General features: G+C 35.8%; 15 protein-coding genes. 12 read left to right on the top strand and 3 right to left on the bottom strand.

Annotated elements, in window-relative coordinates:
- Window positions 1-359: 359 nt before the first annotated feature.
- Window positions 360-4,130, top strand: coding sequence for a VPS10 domain-containing protein (locus tag A8B35_RS07060; protein ID WP_075602598.1), 3,771 nt, complete (start codon window positions 360-362; stop codon window positions 4,128-4,130).
- Between the two features lie 87 nt (window positions 4,131-4,217).
- Here A8B35_RS07060 and A8B35_RS07055 read toward each other — a convergent pair whose 3' ends face one another.
- Window positions 4,218-4,607: a winged helix-turn-helix transcriptional regulator gene (locus A8B35_RS07055; protein ID WP_068471930.1), complete on the bottom strand. Its 390-nt coding sequence runs from the start codon at window positions 4,605-4,607 to the stop codon at window positions 4,218-4,220.
- A gap of 225 nt (window positions 4,608-4,832) precedes the next feature.
- On the opposite strand from A8B35_RS07055, the gene A8B35_RS07050 reads away from it, so the two are divergent.
- From A8B35_RS07050 to A8B35_RS07000, 11 genes are all read left to right on the top strand, one after another.
- Window positions 4,833-5,774: an NADP-dependent oxidoreductase gene (locus A8B35_RS07050; protein ID WP_068471961.1), complete on the top strand. Its 942-nt coding sequence runs from the start codon at window positions 4,833-4,835 to the stop codon at window positions 5,772-5,774.
- Between the two features lie 88 nt (window positions 5,775-5,862).
- Window positions 5,863-7,278 (top strand): antibiotic biosynthesis monooxygenase, encoded by a 1,416-nt coding sequence (locus tag A8B35_RS07045; protein WP_068471928.1) that lies wholly within the window; start codon window positions 5,863-5,865, stop codon window positions 7,276-7,278.
- A 97-nt stretch (window positions 7,279-7,375) separates the two neighbouring features.
- Window positions 7,376-8,254, top strand: coding sequence for a radical SAM protein (locus A8B35_RS07040; protein WP_068471927.1), 879 nt, complete (start codon window positions 7,376-7,378; stop codon window positions 8,252-8,254).
- 335 nt (window positions 8,255-8,589) lie between these two features.
- Window positions 8,590-9,357, top strand: a complete 768-nt coding sequence (locus A8B35_RS07035) for a DUF2971 domain-containing protein (protein ID WP_068471925.1) — start codon at window positions 8,590-8,592, stop codon at window positions 9,355-9,357.
- A gap of 192 nt (window positions 9,358-9,549) precedes the next feature.
- Window positions 9,550-10,836 (top strand): S41 family peptidase, encoded by a 1,287-nt coding sequence (locus tag A8B35_RS07030; RefSeq protein ID WP_068471923.1) that lies wholly within the window; start codon window positions 9,550-9,552, stop codon window positions 10,834-10,836.
- An 804-nt stretch (window positions 10,837-11,640) separates the two neighbouring features.
- Window positions 11,641-14,202 (top strand): WD40/YVTN/BNR-like repeat-containing protein, encoded by a 2,562-nt coding sequence (locus A8B35_RS07025; protein WP_068471921.1) that lies wholly within the window; start codon window positions 11,641-11,643, stop codon window positions 14,200-14,202.
- Between the two features lie 178 nt (window positions 14,203-14,380).
- Entirely contained in the window at window positions 14,381-15,802 is a 1,422-nt protein-coding gene (locus A8B35_RS07020; RefSeq protein ID WP_068471919.1) for a sialate O-acetylesterase, read from the top strand.
- A 27-nt stretch (window positions 15,803-15,829) separates the two neighbouring features.
- Complete coding sequence (locus tag A8B35_RS07015) at window positions 15,830-19,426, top strand: VPS10 domain-containing protein (protein WP_068471917.1); 3,597 nt, start codon at window positions 15,830-15,832, stop codon at window positions 19,424-19,426.
- A 20-nt stretch (window positions 19,427-19,446) separates the two neighbouring features.
- Window positions 19,447-21,303 (top strand): sulfatase-like hydrolase/transferase, encoded by a 1,857-nt coding sequence (locus A8B35_RS07010; protein ID WP_068471915.1) that lies wholly within the window; start codon window positions 19,447-19,449, stop codon window positions 21,301-21,303.
- A 10-nt stretch (window positions 21,304-21,313) separates the two neighbouring features.
- Window positions 21,314-23,152: a sulfatase-like hydrolase/transferase gene (locus tag A8B35_RS07005; RefSeq protein ID WP_068471913.1), complete on the top strand. Its 1,839-nt coding sequence runs from the start codon at window positions 21,314-21,316 to the stop codon at window positions 23,150-23,152.
- Between the two features lie 144 nt (window positions 23,153-23,296).
- Window positions 23,297-25,135: a sulfatase-like hydrolase/transferase gene (locus A8B35_RS07000; RefSeq protein WP_068471911.1), complete on the top strand. Its 1,839-nt coding sequence runs from the start codon at window positions 23,297-23,299 to the stop codon at window positions 25,133-25,135.
- Between the two features lie 66 nt (window positions 25,136-25,201).
- Here A8B35_RS07000 and A8B35_RS23260 read toward each other — a convergent pair whose 3' ends face one another.
- Both A8B35_RS23260 and A8B35_RS06990 read right to left on the bottom strand, forming a co-directional pair.
- Complete coding sequence (locus tag A8B35_RS23260; RefSeq protein ID WP_171973168.1) at window positions 25,202-25,366, bottom strand: hypothetical protein; 165 nt, start codon at window positions 25,364-25,366, stop codon at window positions 25,202-25,204.
- Window positions 25,367-25,897: 531 nt separating this feature from the next.
- Window positions 25,898-26,581, bottom strand: coding sequence for a DUF2293 domain-containing protein (locus tag A8B35_RS06990; RefSeq protein ID WP_068471907.1), 684 nt, complete (start codon window positions 26,579-26,581; stop codon window positions 25,898-25,900).
- Window positions 26,582-26,722 lie beyond the last annotated feature (141 nt).

The following is a 26,722-nucleotide window of genomic DNA, read 5'->3' as shown; positions in this document are numbered from 1 at the left end:
TAAAATATTATGATTATTAAAATTGCTGGGTTTTTTTCTGATGAACGTTGAATTCGGTAAATATACTATAAGTTTGTATTTGGCTTTATTATTTATATCTTAAGTCTAACTCATTGTCAAAAAATGCAATGCTATTTGATATGTGCTCTTTATCTGATAATTAATCCGAAGTAATTATATTATAATTATTAACCCAATTAAAATTCTACTCTATGTATTGAAACAAGAAGAAAGTGAATATATATTCACAGTAAAACTAAGACACACAATTTGGTTTATTATAGTTTAACAATAAACTATTCATTTTAATTATAGGTTGAATAACCTAAATCAATAACACAACACTTAAAATATATTTTATGTATTATAAGACAATAAAATTATTTACACTCGTTTTTTTTATTTCAGCAAAAATATTTGCTGTGCAACATATGCAGTTAAAAGAGAATTTTAATAATCCTCGATTTGCTAATGCAGCTGTTAATTTCTATAACCAGGGCAGTACAAAATTTAGCCGTTCTGTTAATACTGAGTTTGAATGGAGTGCTTATGCACCAACAAATTCGAGTAACTGGGGACCAATTGGTTTTCTGTATTCTAGCACCAATGGTCATCATCGTAACTCATTGGCTTTTATTAATGATTCAGAAACTGCAGGATCATATGCTTATTGTCAATTTGATTCATCAACAAAAGTTAGTAAAAACGATTCATTGGTTGGCATAAGTAAAGTTACTATAGATATCCAAGATGATGCGCCTCAAGATTTAGTGGGCTTATTAATTCGCGATGCTAATAATAACTGGTACTATTCAAAAAGTACGCACGGGATTTTTGCAGCAGGGAGTCAAATTGTTTTTAATAATGTTGATACTTATGCTTGGATGAAAGTAAAACAAGCAATATCTAATAATTTAAATACTCATACCTCATTAAGTAATGGTTTGGGTGATATTAGAACGGATGCAACTTCAGGTACACCTAATTTATCATATATTACTGGAGGAGGAATTATTTTGCATCAAGCTGTTAACAATACCTTAAATCTGCGTATAGGCGCAATTACCTGGGAAGGTAAAGCTTCAAGTCCTTCATCAGATTATTTTGTGAATTTTAATGATTTGAAGAATAAACAAGTTGCTTCAACACCATATTTGAAGTGGACTAATTTTGGACCAGGTATGTCGGGATATTGTGATGAGTTTTTTGTTCATCCTACAGATCCGAATACAATGCACATGAGTTTAGATATGGGTAATGCTTATTATACTCATGATAACGGTTTATCATGGATTACTACTAAAGATTGGGATAGCCATGGTGAAATGTATCGTCCTACGGCAATGGACTTTTCTCGTCAAAATCCTGATTTTGGTTATGCTATCGACGAAAAGGGTAACTTATTAAAAACCACCGACCGTGGCACTACCTTTACAAAAACATATTCTTTTGGTAAAAAGCATTCTGTGATTACCGTCGATCCTAATAATGAGAATAACTGGTATGTTGGTGCAGGACAGTATTGGAGGGTCAAGTTTATTCAGCGCCATATTAACGCTTTACATGGTGATGAACAATACCGGAATACTTATTATGGTTACATATATATATCTAAAGACAAAGGTAAAACCTGGACTAAAATTACCGACAACTTTAATGAGAAACTAGATGTTGCTAAAATATTTGTTAACCCAAATAATTCAAAACATGTGTATGCGTATACCAATTATGGATTTTACAAAAGTACAAATGGGGGTTATAATTGGACTAAAAAAGGAGACGGGCTCCCTTACAATCAACCAAGAGATGGCGATTACTATTACAATGAAAAAACAGGCGAGTTTATTCTATACTTATTAGAACAAACACATTATGCCGACGATAAAAATGGGAGTGTTAAAACATCAGGAGGTGTATATAAAAGTACCAATGGAGGTAATACATGGAAATCAATTACAGGTAATTTAGCCTATGACTTTTCTGAGATATCTGATTATGGACCATACAAAACACTTTATTATGATGCATTGGCGTTTTGGTTTAATACATCCGTAGCAAGTGTAAAATCAAAATACCCTAAAATGCCAAAATCTATTTATTCGGTATTTAATCGTATTGCAGTAAGTAAAACAGATCCTAATGTAGTTTTCTTATCAAACAATGTTAAGCACGATAAATCGTTTTTACCAGGTGATATATGGTGTACCAAAGATGGTGGCGATAACTGGATTGCTTGTGGTAGAAATGGTAAATATTGGGTTAATAATACAGATAAGGCTTATTGGAAAAGCAGAAACAATCCACTAGGTATGAATATGAAGTATGCTCACCTAAACCATGAAATGACTACCGGAGATATTAAAGCAGGTACACGCATGTTGGTAGCTAAACCAGATGGAGATATTATTTGTATTCATGAACAACAAACATTACGTACTAGAGATAATGGTGATTCATGGGTTCAGGTTGACGACGATGAAACTTCAGAGGGAAGCCATTATTGGGTTGGAAGAGGCGGTAGTAATCTACCTGGTGAAAATATCATTGTTGATACCAATATGGATCGATATTTATTTTGTAGTGGCGAACACGGTTTATGGATTAGTGCTCCTGATGGTAATAAAGTAAAGCCTAATGGAGTAGCTGTAGAGCAGATAACAGGTCAGCGTATTAAAAGCTATGATGCTACATCAATATCATGTGCAGCAGTGCATCCTAACGATAGTAATAAGATATACGTGATGATGTTCCGTCAGTTTGAACGAGGACAATTACGTCGTTCTTCAGATGGAGGGAAGACATGGAAAAATATTAGTTATCCAGTGAAGTCTAATACGCCTTTATCTCCCGAGGCCAATAAAATAATGCAGAACGATTTAATGTTTGATACAGAGAGAACTAATGTTATGTATTTCTGTGTCCCGCGTAGTCGATGGGTATCGTATACACCAACAACAACAGAACGTAATGGGCCTAGTGATTTTAATGATTTTGGTGTATACCGATCAAAAGATGTAGGATTTAATTGGGAGCTTATAAATAATGGTTTACCTAGCAATGGAAGTGTGGCACGTATAGCAATGCATCCTACTAACACAAAGGTTTTATATGCAGCCCTTGATAAAATTACTTACACTACAGCAGTAAATGGTGGTTTATATAGAACAACAAATGGTGGTAATAACTGGTATAAAGTTAGTATACCATCGTCTATTGAGGGCGTAAACCATGTGCATATTGATAAAAACAATATGAATATTTATATCGCAGCAGGAGATTATTCTTGTGGTTCAAACAAAGGTGGTGTATGGGTAAGTAAAGATGAAGGTACAACTTGGACTAAAATTTTTAATATGCCATTTGTAAAAGAGTGTTACAGTTCTGATGTAAATCCGAATGTATTAGTAGTAAATGTTGGTAAATCGAAGAGTATAGGTAACAGAAATCCAGGTGTTTATTTTTCTAAAGATGCTGGACAAAATTGGACTAAAGCAAATTATCAATTAGGACAACCTAGCAGAATTAGATCTATTAAACCTGACCCGAAAGATGAAAATGTGATATGGGCAGCTTTAAAAGGAAGCGGGTTTTATAAGGGCATTATTAAAGAGGGTGTTAGAGCAAATGCATTTAATGTTTTTGTTTTAGGAAATGAAGAAGTTTCTCTTGATGCATCAGATTCTAAGGGTGATACCTTAAGCTTTTTATGGGAAGCACCTGATGGGATTCAATTATCATCTTATAGCGGCTCATCGGTTACTTTTAAAGCACCTACTGTAGTAGAAGAAACAGAATATAAGGTGAAAGTTACGGTTTCTAATGGTATCAGTTCTGATGTTACTGTTGCACGTGTTGTGGTTCGACCAAGTACGGATTCAGATATTCCGTCAGATATAACTGAAGTAAAAGTGAATTATAACTTGTACCCAAATCCTGTAAAAGATGTGTTATACATTAGCAATGTTCCTGAAGAGGCTAAGATATCTATTTATACTATGAACGGTAATCTAGTAAAGCAACAGAAACTATATACCAATAGTATTGACTTGAGTAGTATTAGTGCTGGAGTCTATTTATACGTTATTGATAGTATGCAAACACGATTTTCTGGAAAGATAATTAAAGAATAAAGTACATTTTAAACATGTTTATCCTAAACTACGGAGGAGCCTAGCCCTTCGTAGTTTTTTAATACACCATCTTGTTATCCTACTTACTTATTCCTCCTCAGCTTCAACAAAAGCATCCTTTTCGTATGCAGCCGTAATGCCCCATTCGGTTATTGTTTTTAATAATGGTATTAGTGTTTTGCCAAATGTAGTTAATGAATATACCACCTTAAGTGGAGGCTTTTTTGTAAATACTTTTCGGGTAATTAATCCATCTGTTTCAAGTTGTTTTAATTGTAAGCTTAAAGTGCGTTCTGTAATAATAGGAATCTCCTTTCGTAATTCATTATAACGCTTTTCACCTTCAATCATATGAGTTAGGATAACGCTTTTCCATTTACCACCAATTAATTCCATTGCCGCACTGGTTGGGCACGGAAATAATTTATTATGAATCCTAATCATCGGTTTCTTATCAAATAACTCTTCTCTATCCATAGCAATCACTTTTATAACGATGGTACAAATATAATGCATTAAGTTTTGTAGTAACTATAAAAAATATAGTTTATTTTGTTTTTGTTTAAATTACTTATTAGTAGTGTTTTGTGTTGTTATTTCTTTGTTATTTTTATACTATACTATTTGACCGTTATTGCGCTTTATAATTACTTGCCATACATTTGCAACTATAAAAATGATAGTATAACTAAAATGTTAGATATGAAAGCAATAGTATTAACAAAAGCAGGTGGAGTTGAGAATCTTATTATGCAAGAAGTTGCTCAACCAATAATAAAAGAAAATGAGGTATTGGTTAAGGTAAATGCCATTGGATTAAACCCTGCAGATGTAAAGCCAAAGTATGTTGATGAGATGTTAAATATGCTTTTTGGCACTGAGCGTCCTATTATATTAGGTTGGGATATTGCCGGAACAATAAGCGAAGTGGGTAGTGAGGTAAGTAACTTTAAAGTAGGTGATAAGGTGTTTGGCATGGCTAATTTCCCGGGTGTAGGAAATGCTTATGCAGAGTATGTTGCTGCTCCTGCCGATCATTTGGCTTTAATGCCTCAAGGTGCAAGTTACGAGGAAGCTGTAGCTTCAACCTTAGCCGCGCTTACTGCTTTACAGATACTAGAAGGTAGAGTCAAAAAAGGCGATAAAGTACTGATACATGGTGGTTCAGGTGGAGTAGGTCATTTTGCGGTACAAATAGCAAAATCACTAGGTGCCTATGTATATACCACTGCTTCTACAAAGAATGGTGATTTTGTTAAGTCTTTAGGAGCCGATGAGCATATCGATTATAATAAGGTTAAATATGAAGAAGTGCTCTCTGATATTGATTTTGTGTTGGATATATTCGGGCCAGAATCTGCTGAAACATCTATTAAGGTGCTTAAAAAAGGAGGAACTATCTACAGTACAGCATTAATGGAAGTACCGGAAAGTTTAACGAATAAAGCCAAAGAAGCTGGTGTTAATGTATCAGGATTATTAGTAAAATCGAGTGCTAAGGATATGAATACCATTAAAAAGATGATGGAAGAAGGAACTTTAAAACCCACTATAGATAAAGTTTTCCCATTCGAAGATATGCGCGACGCCCACACAGCTGTTGAAAAAGGCGGGTTAGTTGGGAAAGTGGTTGTTAACTTATAATAAAGATGTTTAGATGAAAAATATACTGATAATAGCTTTGTGTACCCTTTTCTTTATAAGCAATGCGCAAAGTACTAATAGTAATGAGATGTATAATTTACTTGTAAAGTTTACAGTTAAGTCCGAATCTATTTCAGAATTTAGAGAGGCTTGTATACATAGTGTAATAGAATCGAGAAAAGAAGCTGGAAATATTGAAATGAGAATGTATGCCGATAAAAATATCGACAATGTATTTTATGTTTCTTCGCGTTGGGATAATAAGGAAGCTTATGAGTATCACAAGCAGTTGCCACACTCAAATAATATTGCAAAGGTAGGTAAAGCTAGTTTAATGAATGCGCCAGAGATAATGTTTTTGGGCTTAACAAATCCACCTACAGTGCGAGGTATGAAACAGGTAAATCCACAAGATGAGGTAGAAACCTTGTTCTTTATCTTTAAAATAAAGGATGGCTATCGAGATCAGGTTATTAAACGATTCGAAAGCCATGTTGCCCACTCTCGCAAAGAGGAGGGAAACTTATCCTTTGAATTTTATACCATCGATGGGAATCCGAATAGCTTTGTGGTTTATGAAAATTGGAGGAGTCATACGGCCTTAATGGATATTCATTTAAAGAAACCTTATTCTGAAGAAACTGGAGCTTTGTTAGGTAAAGCAATGATAGGTGAAATGGAGCAGTACATGAATTTCATAACAGAGCTTGTTCCGCACTCAGTAGAGCCCATATCTAAAATATGGGAAATGGATGGTTTTGAAATGCCTGAATCAGTTGTTGCTGACCCCAATAGCGATTGGATTTATGTTTCGAACATTGTAAACCAAGATACTCCAGGGTATATTAGTAGAGTTTCAAAAAGTGGTAAAGTAGATAATTACAAGTGGCTTGAAGGCATAAATCAACCTTGTGGTTTAGGTATATACAACAATATACTTTATGTTGGAGATCAAGATAAGGTGCGTATTATTGATATTAAAAAAAGGAAGGTTATTAAAAGCTTATCAGCTGAAGGAGCCTTAACCTTTAATGATGTTGCAATTGCTGCTGATGGGCAAGTATTTATCTCTGATGTAATGAGTGGTAGTATTTATACTATTGTTAACAATAAATTGGAGCTTTGGATTAAGAACCAAGATTTTACAAATCCGAATGGACTGTATGTAGATAATGGTGATTTAATTGTAGCAGATTTAGGTAATATTATTAACCCAGGAGATTCTCCTGTAGTGGCAGGTTCGGTGTATAGGGTAAATATCTCTAATAAAAAGGTTCAACTTATTAAACCTTCGTATCATTTAGGAGGTTTAGATGGTGTTGTGAAAGTTGGCAATCAATATGTTGTAACCAATAATGGAAAGGGAGAGTTATATTCTATTTCTGACAAAGAACGAACTCTAATAGCTACCTTTACTCCAGGTATTGCCGATTTAGGTGCTGAAGGCCAAACGGTTTATATACCTAATTTTAAAGGAACAGTAACTTCTTATATTTTAAAGTAATAAATGTAAGTTAACCATACCGCAATTGATTTGTATAGCAATAATAATAGCTGTGTGGTTTTTTATGCAGCTACTATAATATCGAGTAACAGTAAAAATGAAATACACAGGAACAACATATCGTCCGCCAATAGAAGCCAATACTTTATTGCTTCAGGTAACTGTAGGATGCAGTCATAATAGCTGTAGTTTTTGTACAATGTATAAAGATGTGCCTTTTAAAATTGAGCACATACAGCAGATAGAAAAGGATTTGCAAGAAGCCAAGATGTTGTATGGCTCACAAAAACGTATTTTTTTGGTGAATGCAGACGCATTTGTTTTAAGTGCGCGCAGATTAAAGGAAATTTCTGCCAAAATTATTGAATATTTCCCTGAGATGGAAGTGATTACCATGTATGCTTCAATAAAGAATATCATGGGAAAATCTGATCAAGATCTGATAGAATTAAGAAACATGCGCATTAATGATTTGTGGGTGGGTTTAGAGTCTGGTTCAGATCAAGTAATAAAACACCTCAATAAGGGTCATACTTCAAACAATGCTTACGAGCAGTTGGAACGTCTTAATAAAGCAGGGATTAGGCATAACGATATTTTTATGATGGGAGCAGGAGGAAAAGGTAAAGCAATTGAAAGTGCTGCGGCAACAGCTGCGCTAATTAATAAATCAGGTTCTAATTTAGCAGGTGTCACTTCTTTGGGTTTTTTCCCAGGAAGTCAAATAGCAAAAGAAGTTCAAAACGGAGCTTTTGAGCCTGCCACAGAATTAGAAATACTAGAAGAAGAGCGGAAATTAATTGAGTTGATAGAGGTGGAGAATATGCCTTTTTATGGCGATCATCCTATTAATGCAACGCGCCTTGTGGGAATACTTCCACAGGATAAAGACAGATTAATTGCTGACATAGATGCTGCCATTCAGACTACAGATAGTAGCATTTTAAATGGAGTTACTGAGCGAACTACCCTTTAGTAACTACCATATTATATAACCCGCAATACATTTACTATGCATATTGCGGGTTTTTTTGATACAAAACTCATCTAAATCTTATCAACCTTCACACTAACTATTTTAATCAGAAGAGTGCTTTGTAGTATGCATCACTTAAACAAGGCAATCCCTAAGTCTATTTAGCATAAATATAAATAAGCGGATAAACATCAAAAATACACTCCTATAATTATCATAATCCATAATTATTTCTACTTTCATTGCTGCAAAAATAATAGCTATATAGATGTATCGACATAAAAGATGGGATACAGAATAGTTAACTTTTATACTAAAAACAATTCACACAATCAATGAAAGAGTACTTATATCACTACACAACAACAGAAAGTCTAACTAAAGGGATATGTGTAACAAATAGTATTCGTTTAAACGAAATAATTAAAGTTAATGATCCTCTTGATTACAAAGATAGATTAGTAAAAACCAAACAGATTATTTTCGGTAATCATGAAGAAGCATTAGCTCACAATGACCGCCGTAGAAGTTTTGAAAATCTATTAATAGAGAGGTGGGGAAGAAATAGCAAAATAGCATCTTTTGCTATTGATAATGTAGAAGAGGGCATTATGGGATATCAACTGGCTAATTTATGGACATATTACGCTGAAAATCATCAGGGAATTTGTTTGAAATTTGAGAAAGAAAAACTACTTAATTTTTTTGATAATAATTTTAAGATCTTGAAACCAATGCATCAGGAAGTTAAATATCAAAATATGATACCCCATGTGAAATTTGAGGATAAATATAGCGATGACTATTTGTTGGGTGTAATTGATAATAAAGTATCGTTGTTCTTCAGCAAGTTGAAAGTTTGGGACAGAGAGCAGGAATACAGACTCATATGTTTCTCCAAGAATAAATATGAATTCATACCAATTGATGGTTTTCTTGAGGAAATAATATTTGGACAGCAAACTAATAAAGAGACAGAATTACTAATCTGCAATAAATTTAAGAATATAAAATATAGCAAAATGAATTATTTTGCAGGTGATGGTAAGTTCGAAAAAATGGAGTTAGATAATCTGTTTTGGAAACACATAAGTCAAGTATAAAAAGTACAAAAACTAACAATGCGTTGTAAGTAATGCGGCGTACGCTATGTCTGTGCGCATTTGTATGTTTTTTGAGCTCCGCCAAAACTACGATTTTTGAAGCAGTTGTGGATTAAAAGCCGCACTACTTATATGAAAGCCGTTGTAGTTAATTAAACTAAGATACCATAATCCAAAACTAATATTCAAAAAATGAAAATTACTTATCTAATTATATTATTGCTTTTCAGTTTTAATATATTTTCACAGCAACTGACTCGAACCGATAAAATTAAAGGCTTATCTCAAATTTGGAAGGAAGTAGAATATAATTATCCAAATTATAAATTGCAAAATGTTGGGTGGGATAGTTTATACTATTCAAATATAAATAAGATTGATAGTTTTAAAACGGATAAAGAATATTTCGAAATGCTATCTAAATTTCTCGCAGTATTTCATGAAGGACATACATATGTCTATACACCTAAAGAAATACATAAAAAAGTAGGAGCAAAAATATGGCCACTTTACACGCACAATAAAATATATATAATTGGAGTAGGTAAAGAATTAAAAGATAAGATACCATTAGGCAGTGAACTTTTAAAAGTTAATGGAATTGATATATTTAGTTGCCTAGATGGTTTGTATGAAGATTTTTACTATGCAGAGCATGTAAAATACCATCATTTAATAAGAGAGGTTTTTTATGATGTCGTAGGGACAAAGTATGAGATACAATTTAAAGCACCTAATTCAATTGTAAATACCGTTAATATTGAGGTGACAGATACAGATACTTGGGACTGGGATGAAATCAAATTTTCTAGAAAATCATATAAAGATTTTCATTTTGAAATAATGGATGACATATCATATGTAAACTTCGGAACCAATTTAAATCCTGATCCGATAAAAAGTTTTGAATCTGTCATTGATAGCATTCAGAAAACGAAGGGTATTATATTTGATTTACGAGGGAATCGAGGAGGTGCCTGTATAAGGAGTGAAATATCGAAATACTTTACAGCAGATAGTATATTTCACCCATATTCAGTTCAAGTACGAGTTAATAATAGTTACCGAAGAGCTAGCGGACAATTTAATGAAAACTACACTAACTTCTATCAGAATAATGCTTTTAAAAGTGATACAGCAGTATTCAAAAAAGAAAAAGATATAACTATTAATATACCCGTTGTAATTCTAGTAAATGAAAGTACTATTTCAGAAGCAGAAAGCTTTATCATTTGTTTCCGCGCATTAGATAAAGCATATGTTATTGGTAAACCATCACAAGGGAGTGCGACTTACCCATTAATTATTAAATTACCATTGGGCGCATATGCAAAAATTGCAACACAACGAGTCTATTGTAATGGTAAAATGTATACTTACATTGAACCTGATTTAGAACTTGAACCAACAATAGAAGATGTTCTAAATGGGTATGATGTTGTTTTAGTAAAAGCCTTAACGTATTTGAATCAATTCTAAAATTGAAATTCGAAGAGAAAATAACTAACCCAATAATCTGGCATAAAGCATAAGCGTCAGAAATTATTTGAGGGTTTTGTTAAGTTGTTTGACGTTCGCCAAAATTTCCATTTGTGTTTGGAAGGTGCATGTTTAAAACCCAATAAAAAGTTCAGCTCTGCTGTTTTTTTGTTGTTTTGGTTTTTCAAAGTTAGCCGTCCAGCCCTACATTTACATAATCCTATTGGGGATTTATACAAAACTAATGGGGAAAAGTCCATTTTGATGGGGATTCATTGAACTCTAGTGGGGATTTAGCCAATTTGGCATGGATTTATTGAATTTGATTGGGGGTTTAGCCAAATTGGCAGTAAAAAATTAAATTTTATTGTGATAAGATGCCAACTAAAATTGATTAGTAGAATTGCTAAAAAGAAAGAAGTATGACTATAACAACCTTATGAGAAGTACGCTAAAAATGTCTCTCATATTGAACTCGAAAGATGAGAAACCTTAAAATTGAAGCTACTGACTCAGAAAGCCTATTATCTCGTAAATAAGTTGCGATTTGCCACCCCTAAAGTTCCTTTCAAACCAAACAATAGTTTCTCCCTCAATTATCACTCAAATGTCACGTGCGTTAATGTGTCATTAATATTCAGGTAAGTTATTGTATGTACTCTTGAGTGTATTTGTGTGTTTTTAATGCCTCATTACGATTACATTTGTACCCCATACTTATAGTAATAAATCTTTTACTTCGAAGTTGTTAAAAACCTAAGCTTGAGCAGCATTGATTTCGCGCTAAGCTTAAAAAAAAGAACAATGAAGAAAAGCATATCTATTTTAGCATTTTTTGCGCTTTGTGTACTTGTACATGCGCAATCCGATAAAAAGTATTTCCGAAAATTACAAACACAGCAGCAAGCCTCAAGCAATTTGGTTAGTTGGCAACAAGTAGGACCAGGGATGGCTGGCTATTGCGAAGAGTTTTGGTGTCACCCAACTAATAAAGATGTAATGATGATGTCGCCCGATATGTACAATACATACGGATCATGGGATGCCGGAAAAACATGGCATACCATTAAAGATTGCGATGGTATTGGAAAAGACTTGGCTCGCGTTCGTAAATTTACCTTTTCGCATCAGAACCCTGCTTTTGGGTATGCCATAACCGGTACCGGGATGCTTTACAAAACAGAAGATACAGGACATACATGGGAAGAAATCAGAAAATTTAAAGGTCGCTCTGCCGAACTAACGGTCGATCCCTCTAACGATAACAATTGGTATATAGGTCCGGGCGATTTTTGGAATGTAAAAGCAAATTGGCGTCATGCCAATGGACAAACGCGTAATTTTAAGAATAACGTAATTTATAAAAGTACTGATAGTGGAAAAACATGGAAAGCCTCAAAGGTAGGCAATTTCGAAAACCTCGATGTTGGCCGTATTATAGTTGATCCAACAAATGGTAATAATATATTGGCAGCCACAAGCCAAGGTTTGTTCCGAAGCACAGATCAGGGTAAAACATGGCAAGCAAGCGCCAAGGGTTTACCTGTAAATCGCCCACGCGATATGGATTATCATTACAATACCAAATCAAAAGAATTTACTATTTATTTGTTAGAACAAACCGCTTTTCAGGGCGAGGGAAAAACAGTAAGCACCAAGGGAGGTGTATTCAAAAGTACCGATCATGGTAAATCGTGGCACAATATCTCGGGTAATTTAGCACTTGATATGAATCAAATTTCTAGCAAGGCCCTGCGGAATAAGTATTGGAACTCTTTGGCATTTTGGTTTCAGACTGATGTTAAAACCATACGCAAAAAATACCCGCAATTACCCACAAAAGTTTTTGATGTGTGGCATCGCATCAGGGTTAACCCGAATGATAAAAACGAAATTTACTTATCACACAATAGTAAGCACGATAAGGCCTTTTTGCCAGGAGGTGTTTGGAAATCAGAAGATGGAGGTACCACATGGATAGCTGCGGCTCGTGAGGGTAAGTATTGGATTACAGGCGCTGATAATGCCTATTGGCAGTCTCGAAATAACCCTGTAGGTATAAACACAACATTTGCCCACCTTCAGCCCGAAATAGATAGACGAGAAGAAGCATGGGGAAATCGCTTTTTAGAGATTAGTGCCGATGGTAAAGTATATATTTGTTTAGATCAGCAGGTGCTCGAAAGTGCCGATGGAGCTAAAACCTGGCATCAGGTTGATGATAATGAAACCGAACCAGGCAGCAAACATTGGGTAGGCCGTGGCGATAGTAATTTACCGGGGCGTTTTATGTTGTTAGAAACGGGTAAAGAAGATAGGTATTTACTTTGTAGCGGTGAGCATGGCCTTTGGCAAACGGCGCCTTTAGGCAGTTATCCTGATAAAATGGCCGTGGCTGTTGAGCAATTAGAAGGGCAAATTCATCATGGAGGTTCTCACTCTATTAGTGCTATTGCGGTTCATCCCAATAATCCTGAAATAATATATTTTCTATCGTACCGTCAAGAGAATCGTGGTAGGTTGCGCAAGTCGGTTGATGGAGGAAAGACATGGGAAAACATTGCTACCATTTTTGATGCTGATGTGCCAATGCATCAACGTTTGGTATTTCAAAACTCCTTATTAATTGATCCAGTTAATCCTGATAATATGTACTTCTGTGCTACCAAAAATACTATCTCGGAGGTAGCAGGGCCCTATGCTAAAAATCTTACCAAAGGCGATTATGGATTCTATCGTTCTAGCGATGGTGGTTATAATTGGGAGTTGAGTAATACAGGTTTTCACGATGGCGTAAGTATCCGACGCGTATTTATGGATCCTAAAAATTCTGAAGTACTTTATGCTGCAGCAAACGATGAAAACGGAGCCCTATACAAATCAGAAGATAAGGGTATCAGTTGGAATGCGATGCAGATACCCGCAGAAATTCAGTCGGTAAATAGTGTATATGTGGATAGAAATAATCAGCATATTTTTATAGCCTGCGGTAACGAAAAAGCAACAGACTTGGGTGCTGGAGCTTGGTGCAGTAAAGATGGAGGTAAAAAGTGGGAGAAGATATTTGATTTACCTTTTATTTGGCAGTGCGAAACATCTCCAATAAACCCGAATATCATTACGGTATGTGCAGCCTTACCTCCCAAAACAAAGGAAGCTTCAAAAAAGCTTAACCCAGGAGCTTATGTTTCTTTAGATGCAGGTAAAACCTGGAATAAAATAAATAATAAGCTCGGCCAGCAAGATCGTATTGTCGATTTTAAACCCGATCCGTATAGAGAAGATATTTTCTGGTGCTCCCAAAAAGGAAGTGGTTGGGCCATTGGATACATGAAAGACGCTAAAGAAGGCTGGTCTAAAAAGTAGTTAGTCTTAGGCGATGAACCTAATAGCCTCGTCATTGGTACTTAGGAAGCAATCTCAAGGCTAGATGTCAATTGCTGGTGTAGCAAATGTTATAGCCTTGAGGTCAGGTTTCTATTCGGAAGTATTTAAACTAAAAAGGAATTAAAAAAGATATAATAATTTTTGAAAAAAACACACTATGAATTATCTCAATAAAGCATTAACCTTAATCATGGTGCTTTCAATAAGCACAATTTCGCTTTACGCGGATGTAAAGCTTCCGAGTATTTTCGGAAGTCACATGGTATTACAGCAAAATCATCGTAATCCCATATGGGGAACAGCCAAAAAAGGCGAAAAAATAAGTATATCTATTGCCAATCAAACCCATAAAGCAATAGCAGATAAAAACGGAAAATGGCAAGTGAAGTTGGATGCCTTAAAAGCTGGTGGACCTTATCAGTTAATTGTAAAAGGAAACAATACAATCACTTTTGAGGATGTGCTTGTTGGTGAGGTCTGGTTATGCACAGGGCAATCAAACATGGCTATGAAATTACAAGGTAACTCTGGTCAACATATCGAGGGTAGCCAGGAAACCATTATGAATAGTAGTAATAGCCAAATCAGATTTATCACAATAGAAAGGGAAGTAAGCGAAACGCCCCTTACAGAATGTAAGGGCAATTGGACGCAATGTAACCCCGAAACAGTGGGCAGTTTTAGCGCTGTAGGTTATCATTTTGGTAGTTTGTTACAAAAACAATTGGGTGTACCCATTGGCTTAATATCTAGTAATGTTGGAGGAACACCTGCTCAAGCCTGGTCACCAAATAATGTTATTGAAACAGAGTTTCCTGAGTTTAAAGCGGATATGCAAAAGGAGTATACACAGAAAACAGCAACTGCTTTATATAATGGTATGATTAATCCTTTAATCCCATACGGAATAAAAGGAACTATTTGGTATCAAGGAGAAGGTAATAGATGGGATCCAGAACAATATTCTCGTTTGTTTCCAGCCATGATTAAAAGTTGGAGAGATAACTGGGCACAAGGCGATTTTCCTTTCTATTTCGTACAAATAGCGCCCTATGGTTATAATGTTAAAGGTTGGGTAGGCGTGCAGCAAGCGCAGTTAAAAACAATGTTAACTTTTGAAAATACGGGCATGGCTTGTATTAATGATCTTGGGTCGCAAAAGTGCATTCATCCCCCAAGGAAGAAAGAAGTAGGGCAGCGATTGGCTTTTTGGGCATTGTCCAAAACCTATGGTAAAGATTATATTATTCCTTCGGGCCCTATTTATAAATCAATGGAAGTTGCTGAAGGTAAGGCAATGGTTCGCTTTAATCATGCCCCTATCGGCATCACAAGCATGGGTAAGCCTTTAAGCAATTTTGAGGTGGCTGGTGCCGATGGTGTCTTTCATCCTGCGCAAGCAAAAATAGTGAAGCGCGGAACAGTTTTACAAGTCTGGAGTAAAGATGTTAGCAAGCCAACATCGGTCCGATATGGTTGGAATAGTTATTTTGAGGGCAGCCTTTATAATACTGCCGGCTTACCAGCGTCATCATTTTGCACCGATGATTGGGAAATCATCTTACCAAAAAAACAATAAATGCATTAATACACTTAAACCCCTATAATGAAATATTTAGCCTTATTGATAATTACTTTTTTAGGATGCAATAATGCTTTTTCAAACGAAACAGTGTTTGTTGCCGAATTTGAGGGGAACGATTTATCTGAATGGGAAAGTTCCTCTGGCTCTGGTACATTAATTTTTGAACCATCAGAACAAGCTAAAATTGGTGGCTCGTATGGTTTCCATATAAAATTTGATCCTGCATACAGCGGCACAGCCAAGGCAAATTTAACTACTCCCTCTCACATAAAGTTTGAAGCGGGCGAAGAGTATAAAATATCCTTTTCTTATAAAGCGGTAGTTCCTGATCCAACTAGTAGTAAGGCCAGCATGCTTAAGGTTTACGATAGTGCAAAAAATTACGTAAATGGAAGTGCCATATACATGGCCTACTCAAGCACTGATGTTACCCGTTACGAAACTACTTTTATCAGTCAGGTTACCGATGAGGAAGGTTATGTTTTATTCACTTTCAGGAATAACCCCACTAGTGATGGGGAGTTTTATATAGATGATATTTTAATTGAGCAAGTAATAAGAGAACCCAATTTTTGGGATGACTTAAAAACAAAGAAACTTAGCTCAGCTGAGGATATTATTTGGACTCAATTTGGACCAGGAATGAGCGGGAATAATAAATCGGCATTTTGGCATCCTACTGATCCTGATGTTCTTTTTATCGGACCCAATATGGGCAATTCCTATGTTTCATTTGATAGAGGTGCAACATATCAGACCATTCTAAACGAAGATGAATCGGATTTTAAAAGAGGGGAAAGAGGAGCCATAGAAATTACCAGTTTAGATTTCTCACGTCAGAATTCTGATTTTGGTATGTGTACCGATGAACGAAACCAGGGTATTTATCTTACCACTGATAGAGGTCGTACTTGGACAAGCCTAAGTACAACTATTTTTGATGATATTTATGTAGATGCAGTAGCCGTTGATCCGAAAGACGATAATATCTGGTATGCCGGAGCAGGGCAAATGAGAAACTTAGGAAGTAACCTATATCCTAATTCGCAACCCTTAGGAACTCTTTTGGATGCCAATAGTGTAAAAAAAATATGGAAAAGTACCGATAAGGGAGAAAGTTGGGTTTTGATTAATTCAGGTTTGGCTGATAACACAGGAGTTGAAACCCTAATGGTAGATCCTAAAAATTCAAATGTTGTGTATGCCTCAACCAATACGGGTTTCTACAAAAGTACAAACGGTGGAGATAGTTGGGTTGAGAAAAACACAGGTCTAGATTATACCGTTTTACGATCTATGGCTTCTTATTATGATGAGGATGAAGACGCCTTAATGATGATAGTGATTAGTAACCCAATGTGGGTAGCTGATGGCAACTCCCTAAAAGATGATGCTGGTGGTTTATTCCGTAGTAACGATAGAGGAGAAAGTTGGCAAAAAATTGAGGGCGATTTAGCCATTGATTTGAGTTATTTTCAGGATAATTCAGATATTAGAGAAAGCTACTATGGTGTGGGAGCTTATACTTTTGATATGACGGATGCCGAATTTGAGGCACAATATCCATCACTTCCTACTGCGCTTACTAATCGTTTTAATACCATAGAGATTGACCCTAATAATCCAGATAACCTGTATTTAAATAATGAAACTTCCAATGGGTCAACCAATAACTTTAAGCCAGGTCAGGTATGGAGAAGCACTGATGGAGGAATATCTTGGCATGTGTGTTTGCGAAATGGTACCCAATGGTCAGAGGGCTCTTCAGATGCCGATTATTGGACTACCACAAGAAATAATCCGTTGGAAACCAATATTCATTTGCGTTATTTACACGAGTGGGTAAACCGAGATCCATATGATCGTAAGGGTTGTAACTTTGTAAAGTTTAATTGCGATGGTACTGTATTGCATACTCAGATGGCAAAAATTTCCTTGTTTAGTTATGATAATGGTCTTACTTGGTTAGATATTGACGATGAATACACAGGGACAGACTCACCTAATTTAGTTGGTGCAGGAAACAGTAATGTTCCGGGTCATGGTTTCTTTCAACACAATGCCATTGCTGATAAGGTGTACTGCGCTGCTGGGGAAAACCAACTGTGTATTACAACTGATGATGGTGATTTAGTACGAGAGGGGGCACAGGCAGTTTTACCAGTGCGTATTTCTAGTTCAGAGTCGTCGTTAAGTTGCTATGCAATTCATCCTCATAATACAGATATTCATTATGCCATGTTTTTCCGTCAGGCCAATAGGGGTAAGTTATTGCGCTCCATTGATGGTGGCGAAACTTGGGATGTACATGGAGATCCAATTCCAGAATTAGGAAGCACAAGTGGTAATCCACGAGCGCACCAATTGCATCTGACAATTGATCCGGTCAATCCGGATAATATGTATTTTGTAGTACCTAGTAGAACCTTGGACATAGCCTTTGTAGGCGATTCGGAATATGGTATTGGCGTTCATAAATCAAGCGATGGCGGAGCTACATGGAAGCAAATTCATAATGGCTTACCTAGTTCATTTGATGCAACAAAAATAGCAATAGACCCCAATAATGAGAATACAATATATGTAACCATTCAGCACAGTAATGGCGGATTATTTAAATCTGTTGATAATGGAGAAAACTGGTCAGAAGTAGATAATACAAAGGATATTTCAGGTTCTTTCGGAATAAACGATATTCATTTTGCTAAAAATGGGAAGGTATATATTACTTCAGGTAGTAAAAATGCTGAGGCTAATGATGGTGGCTTATGGATGAGCGACGATAATATGGCATCGTGGACTAAGATTTTTGATTATCCGTGGGTATTTAGAGTTGAAACTGCTCTTTGGGATGCCAACACAATTATGCTTTCTACACTATCCAATAATAATATTGAAGGAAGAAATGCCGGCACTTACCTTTCTAAAGATGGCGGCGATAATTGGATAAAAATAAACAGGGGTAACGGGCAGTCAGATCGTGTAAACGATCTAGCCATAGATAATTATGTTCCGGGTAAATATTATGCATCTACATATGGTAGTGGATGGTATACTGCCACCGACCCTTTTGCAATTGAGGCTGTCGCTGCCACAAGTATGAATATACTAAATGACAATGTTAATCTAAAAGTAGGAGAGCAGCATCAATTAGAACTAACTATTCAGCCAAACGATGCTACCTATAAAAACAGTGTGGTTTGGCTTAATGAAAATACAAATATTGTAAGCATCAATGATAACGGATTATTGACTGGTTTATCAATTGGTACTGCAAAAGTAAAAGCATTATTGCCTTATTCAGATAAGGAAGTTTCCGTAACCGTAAATGTAGATACAGTAACAGGTCTTGATCTTATTTATTCAGATGATGACATTAAAATTTTTCCTACCCCAACAAAAGATAAGCTGACTGTTTCGGGTAAATCTGAAATACTTAGTAATTCATATGTAAACATATATGCTTTATCAGGTGAAACTGTAAAGCAAATAAGTAAACCAGTTATAGTAAATACAAACACTATGACAATCTCCGTTGGAGACCTAATTTCGGGTATTTATATTATAGAAATAGTAAAATCTGAATCAAGTTATAAGAAGCGTTTTGTAAAAGAGTAAGAAACATATAATTATTAATTATGAATAAGATATACCTATTAGCCATAGCTTGCATGGCAATTTTTACAGTAAATAAACAAGTTGTAGCACAGCAACAGCCCAATGTACTTTGGGTATTAACTGATGATCAGCGTTACGATGCCATTAGTGCATTTAATAAAATGTTGCACGGAAGAGAGAATAGTGCCTTAGGTTACGTTGAGTCACCAAATGTAGATCGTTTGGCTGCACAAGGCACAACATTTATTAATACTTATTGCCAGGCACAAGGATGTGCGCCCTCAAGGGCATCTATGCATATGGGTCGCTATCCGTGGCGTTCTGGAATTTATCAATTTGAGTATTTCAATAATAATACAGATAACTCTTATCCGCTTTTACCTGAAGAAATGGTAAAGCTAGGCTACCAAACAATGCATGTTGGTAAATTAGGGGTTCGTATTCGTACGCTTAAGGATGGAAAAGCAGTTAATTATCCAATTTATCAATCAGATATTGATTCAAAGTTGTTTGAAGTAGATATGCTCCCTGAATGGGGAAAAAGACCTATTCTAAAAGAGATTGATGGCGTTAAGTTGGTTAAGCCAATTCGCAATGTAGCTTATTTTAAAGATGCAGATGGTACGGTTTATTACAAATCAGAAAAGCTTGAAAAGGAAAACCCTCAGTTTGCAGGAATGGCTCAAAAAGCACACGATAGGTATGATTTATTGTACAAGTATAACAATAAAAAGGGTGATGTAGAAACTGCATTTAGTAAAGGAGTATTGGCAGGAGTAAGTCCTCAGCCAGCTGGTAAAACGCGTGATGGGAATTACAATACAGCATTTATTTCTTATTTAGAAAATGAAAATAAATCATTTAAATCAGGAAGTCATTTATTTGACGGAGTAGATACTTCTAAACCACTATTTTGTCATATAGGATATGATTTTCCGCATACACCAGTATTACCGCCTGAGGATTATCGCAAGCGTTTTCAGAAGCATAAATATAAAATGCCTGAGTTAACTGATGAAGAGTTTAAGAAGATGGCCAAAGCTTTTCAGAAGCGTGTAACCAATAGTTATTCCGACGATTTTACAGATGAGCAGAAGCAAAAAATGGTGCAAGATTACTATGCTTTTTGTGCCTATGGCGATGATTTAATTGGTAAAGCTTCCGATGCTTTTATTGCGTATAGTGAAAAACAAAATCAACCTTGGATGATTGTATATGTTTGCGGTGATCACGGGTGGAAATTGAATGAGCATGGTTCTATAGCTAAAAACACACCATGGGAAGTGGACAGTCATAACCCAATTATTGTGGTATCATCTGATAAAACGAAATTCCCTGCCGGGAAAGTAGTTCGCAATTTTACGGAGTTTGTAGATATTGCACCAACTATTTTAAGTGCTGCAGGAGCAAATGTAAATCAAAGCAAATTCAGTCATTTAGATGGTTTTGATTTAGAAAAAGTGGCATCGGGTGAAATACCTGCTCGCGATTATGTAATTGGCGAAAGTCATCATGCCATAGGACCTAGAGCTTATATCCGCACCAAAGATTATATGTTTTCAGTAAAAACGCGTCCTAATTCTAAACGAGGAGAAAATATGGATTGGGCTATGAAGGCAAGCTATAAAGAATTAGACCCTGCATTATATAACACATCAAAGGATCCTGATGAAAAGAATAACTTGGCCTATGATCCAGAATATAAAAAGGTAGCCATGAAATTGAAGAAAAAATTACTGGATATTGTGATTGGTGATGACAGAGCAGAAATCAATTGGGGTGGCGATAATTATGGAAAAAATACCAAGGCAATTGGTACAGAAGTAAAGCGTAGCAACTTTGCACCAGGGGCACACGATCATAAAATTAATCTATAAAAAATTAAATATGAATAAGGTATATTCAATACTATTGGCCTTTGTAGCCTTGTTTACAATTGGCAAGAGTGCAATAGCGCAGCAGCAACCAAATATTCTTTGGGTATTAACTGACGATCATCGATATGATGCCATCAGAGCATTTAATAAAATGCTTACAGGTAATGAAATAAGTAAGTTGGGTTATGTAGAGTCTCCCAATACCGATCGATTAACAAAAGAGGGAACAACATTTATCAATACCTATTGTCAGGCTACCGGTTGTGCGCCATCACGAGCTTCCATGCATTACGGGCGTTATCCGTTCCGATCGGGCGTTTATCAGTTCGAGTACCATAATAACAATACCGAAAATTCGTACCCACACCTTCCTGAAGCCATGGAGAAGCTGGGTTATCAAACGGTTCATTTTGGTAAACTAGGGATTCGTTTGCGCACCATAAAAAACGGAAAAGCGGTAAAGGAAAATATGTACCAAACGGATATAGATTCTAGGATTCTTGCCGATGAAGGATTAACTGCATGGGGTAAAAAATGGGGCCCTAAAGAAGTAAACGGACAAAAACTGAAGGAGCAAATTAAAACCAGTGTTGAGTATTTTATTGATGAGGATGGCAAGTATTATTACATCTCAGAGAAGCTTGAAAAGGAAAATCCGCAGTTTGCAGGAATGGCACAAGAAGCTTACGATAAGTACGACTTTATGCGTAAACACTCACCTGATCATCCCGAAACAGTTTTTAGTCCGGGAATATTAGCAGGTGTAAGTTCGCGCCCGGCAGGTAAAACAAGAGATGGATATTATACATCTACATTTATCGATTTCCTGAATAATCAGAACGAAAACTTTCTAGTAGGAACCAAAACATATAAAGGCGTAGATACTTCTAAACCTCTATTTTGCCATATTGGATTCGATTTTCCGCATACGCCAGTATTGCCACCAGCTGATTACCGAGCACGTTTTCAAGAACATACTTATAAGGTACCCGAGCTAGATGATGCTGAATGGAAAAAAATGCCTGAGCAACTTAAGAAGCAAGTGAAAAAGAGCTACTCTAACGATTTTAGCGAAGAGGAAAAGCAGAAAATGATACAAGATTATTATGCTTTTTGTGCCTATGGCGATGCCCTTGTGGGAGAGTCTGTGGATGCTTTTGTTGCTTATAGTGAAAAAATGAAGCAGGAGTGGATGGTAGTTTTCGTTTGTGGCGATCATGGTTGGAAACTAAACGACCACGGTGCAGTATCAAAGTTTACGCCTTGGGATGTGGATAGTCATAACCCAATTGTTGTGGTTTCTTCTGATAAAAAAGCGTTTCCAGCGGGTAAAGTAGTTCGCAATTTTACTGAGTTTGTAGATATAGCTCCAACCATTTTAGGTGCAGCAGGTGCTAAAGTCAATACCAAGGAATATGCCTATTTAGATGGTATGGATATGGCAAAAGTTGTAAGCAAAGAAGCGCCTGTAAGAGATTATATAGTTGGCGAAAGTCATCATGTAACTGGGCCTCGCGCATATATCCGAACTAAAGATTATTGTTTTTCAATGCAAACACGCCCCAACACCAAGCGAGGTGTAAATATGGAATGGGCATTAAATGCGAGTTATAAAGATCTTGATCCGGCTTTATACTATACAAAAAATGATCCTGACGAAAAGAACAATTTAGCCTTTGATAAAGAGTACGAAAAGGTGGCTAAAAAGATGAAAGAAAAGCTAATTAATATTGTGCTTGGCGACAATAGAGCAGAGGTAAATTGGGGCAAAGGAAGCAATGCAATTGGTACCGAAGTATTCAAAAGTAACTTTGCACCAGGTGCGCACGATTATAAGTTGAAGTTGTAGAGATAAATAAATGAATAAAGATAAGAGACCAAGGTGCTTGCAATATAGTGAGGTTTAAAAATTAATTAGGCGCTCGTTTTGGCGAGGAACGAAGCCATCTCAAGGTGCCTAGCAAATATTCTTATCTCAAAAAATAAGAACCAGATGAATCAAATAAAAATTGTATGTCTAGCATTAATAGGCATGTTATCAGTAACTAAAGTAGGTTTTGCTCAACAAAAACAGCCAAACGTACTGTGGATATTAACCGACGACCATCGTTATGATGCAGTGAGTGCGTTTAATAAAATGCTAACAGGTAAGGAGTCAAGTAAACTAGGCTATGTAGAATCACCAAATATCGATAGGCTAACAAAAATGGGGACAACATTTATCAATACCTATTGTCAAGCGCAAGGATGTGCACCATCCCGAGCTTCAATGCATTATGGAAGATACCCATTCCGTTCGGGAGTATACGAGTTTGAATATCACAATAACAATACGGCAAACTCTTATCCTCATTTACCCGAGCAAATGGAGAACTTGGGTTACCAAACTTTGCATATTGGTAAGCTAGGAGTTCGCTTAAGAACCATTAAAGATGGTAAAGCAGTTAATCCTAATATGTACCAAACAGATATTGACTCAAAGCTCCTTAGCAATGAAGGAATGGCAGAGTGGGGTAAATTAACAGTGCTTAAAGAAATTGATGGACAAAAGCTGGTTAAGCCATTTAAAAACATCAAATACCTAAAAACAGAAGAAGGAAAATACTATTTTTATACCAAAGAGTTGGAAGAACAAAATCCACAGTTTGCTGGTATGGCACAAGAAATTTACGACAAGTGTGATTTATTACGCAAGCACACAGATAAAAAACCAGAAACAGTATTTAGCCAGGGTATATTAGGAGGTGTGAGTCCTCGTTCTGCAGGGAAAACCAGAGATGGTTATTACACATCTACTTTTATCGATTTTCTTAATAGTCAGAATAAAGAGTTTGCTGTAGGGTCTAAGTCATTCAAGGGAGTGGATACTTCTAAACCATTGTTTTGTCATATTGGTTACGATTTTCCGCATACGCCAGTTTTACCACCGGCAGAGTATCGCGAACGTTTTAAAAAGAAGAATTATAAAATACCTGAGTTAACAAAAGAAGAGTGGGCAACCATGCCAGCACAGATGAAGAAGCAGGTGAAAAATGCTTTTTCAAATGAGTTTACAGATGCTCAAAAGCTTTCTATGATTCAAGATTATTATGCTTTTTGTGCTTATGGCGATGACCTAGTGGGGCAATCAGCTGATGCATTTATTAAGTACAGCGAGGACAATAATCAGCCTTGGATGATTGTATACGTTAACGGTGATCATGGTTGGAAATTAAATGATCATGGGGCTTACTCTAAATTTACACCTTGGGATGTGGATAGCCATAATCCTATTGTTGTAATTTCTTCTGATAAAAAGACCTTTCCAGCAGGTAAAGTAGTCGAAAACTATACCGAGTTTGTTGATATAGCACCTACGATTATTAGTGCAGCAGGTACTGATATTTCAAAGGACGAGTTTAAATATTTAGATGGTATGGATTTAGCCAAAGTAGTTTCTGGCGAAGCTCCTATAAGAGATTATGTTGTTGGCGAAAGTCATGCTGTAACAGGACCACGTGCTTTCATCCGAACAAAAGACTATGTGTTTTCAATGCAAACACGACCTAATAAAAAGCGTGGTGAAAATATGAAGTGGGCGCTTAAAGCAGACTATAAAGAATTAGACGCTGCCTTGTATCAAATGTCTACAGATCCTGACGAAGTAAACAACTTGGCTTACAATAAGGAGTACGAAAAGATAGCCAAAAAGATGAAAAAGAAGTTGATTGATATTGTTCTGGGCGACAACAGAGCAGAAGTGAATTGGGGCAAAGGAGTGAGAGCCATAGGCACTAAAGTAAACACTAGTAATTTTGCGCCAGGTGCGCACGATTATAAGTTGAAGCTTTAAATTTCAGAGAAGAATTTTTATAAACGAGAATGGCTAGCATAATTCATTATGCTAGCCATTTTATATTTACTCTTCGTCATCTTCAATAATATCTTCATCATCCATATACCCAATTGGTATATCATCAAAATCCTCATCATAGTCATCATAGATAGACAAGTGGTTTTTAGATTTACCAGATCTTGACTTTTTAACGGGGCGTAAGCCATTTCTCTCATTGCTACTTCCCATTGGAGCACTGCCGCTCTTCTTGTTAATCGAATTTTTTGATTTCATCTGTTTGTTAATGCAACGCTTTAGTTATAAGGTACTTCATTTTAGTGTACCAAAGTAAATTAAGTATTAAAACACATGTGCATTTATTTTTCTTATTTATTGAGTCAAATGCCAACTCAGTTATGAATCGTAGTTTATTCAAAAAAACAAATATAAACTACGACTGAAAAATAATAATTTCTATTATAAATTGTAAAAAAAACAAGTATAAAATAAGGCTGTTTATCAATAAATTTCAAGTTTTAATCTGAACCTTTCTTTTTACTATTTAAAACATACGCATAATTTGATTTTTATTGAGCAATATTAATTAATGAGTGACCTTTATATTTTTCTTCCTTTATTATTAATTGTTCTATGTAATAACAATGGACGGAACACATGCAATAGCATCAAAATTTGGCTTGATGACTATTGATTAGTTTTTAAATAAAAATACTTTTGGGATGCTTGGTAATAATATTTAAGCCTTTTTTAAAGATAATACTATGATTTGCTTTGTGCTATTTGCTTTACCTTTTTAAAAAGGGGACAATTTTCGCTAACAGACTCACCTTTACGGTATTTATCTAATATTTTGTTGGATTCCTCAGCTATGTTACGCCTTACCTCTCTGCGTTTCCCTTTAATTAATGGAATCTTCATATTGTCGTAGTTACTCGTTTGGTGACGCATCCATGCCGTTACGGCCTTTTTAGCTCTTTCTGAAATTGGTATTTGTTGGGTGCGTGCCACAGTTCCACTTCCTACTGGGATAGCAAACTCAGTAATAACGGCAGCCAATATCGTTTCCATACTTTTGTATTTTTCATCAAAGCGAAGGTGTTTTTTTACTGTATTATAAAACTCTACTTCGTATTCACTTTGCAGCTTATCCCTTCTTGCCTTAGTATAGGCTTGTTTCTTTTTGTAGGTGTCGGTAGATCGGGTAGAGGCAACTTCTTTTTGTGCATTTTCAATAATATCTCGTGGAGCCCACACTCCTTTCGACATAGTTCTTCTTCCTTTTTTAAAAACAACCTTCCAGTATCGTTTTTTAGCAGTTACTTTTCTTGTAATACCAGCATCTCCAGCAGGTAAAAACACCCATCCCGGTGGCGGAGTTACCACATTTCTATATTCATCGTAAAGTAATCCTTTCTCTATATTAACTATTTGGCACTGTATCATCGTGGTTCTTATTTGAGGCAAAAGTAACACTTGATTCTAAAATTGAACGTGTTTAGTACAGATTTATGTTTCTGCTAAAAAATCAACATTTTTTTTTGTATTAAATCTTATGTTCTAAATCCTAGAGCTAGAAAGGGATTA

Source organism: Saccharicrinis aurantiacus (genome assembly GCF_001660705.2).
Lineage (GTDB): Bacteria > Bacteroidota > Bacteroidia > Bacteroidales > Marinilabiliaceae > Saccharicrinis > Saccharicrinis aurantiacus.
This window is presented reverse-complemented; position numbering and strand designations above follow the sequence as displayed.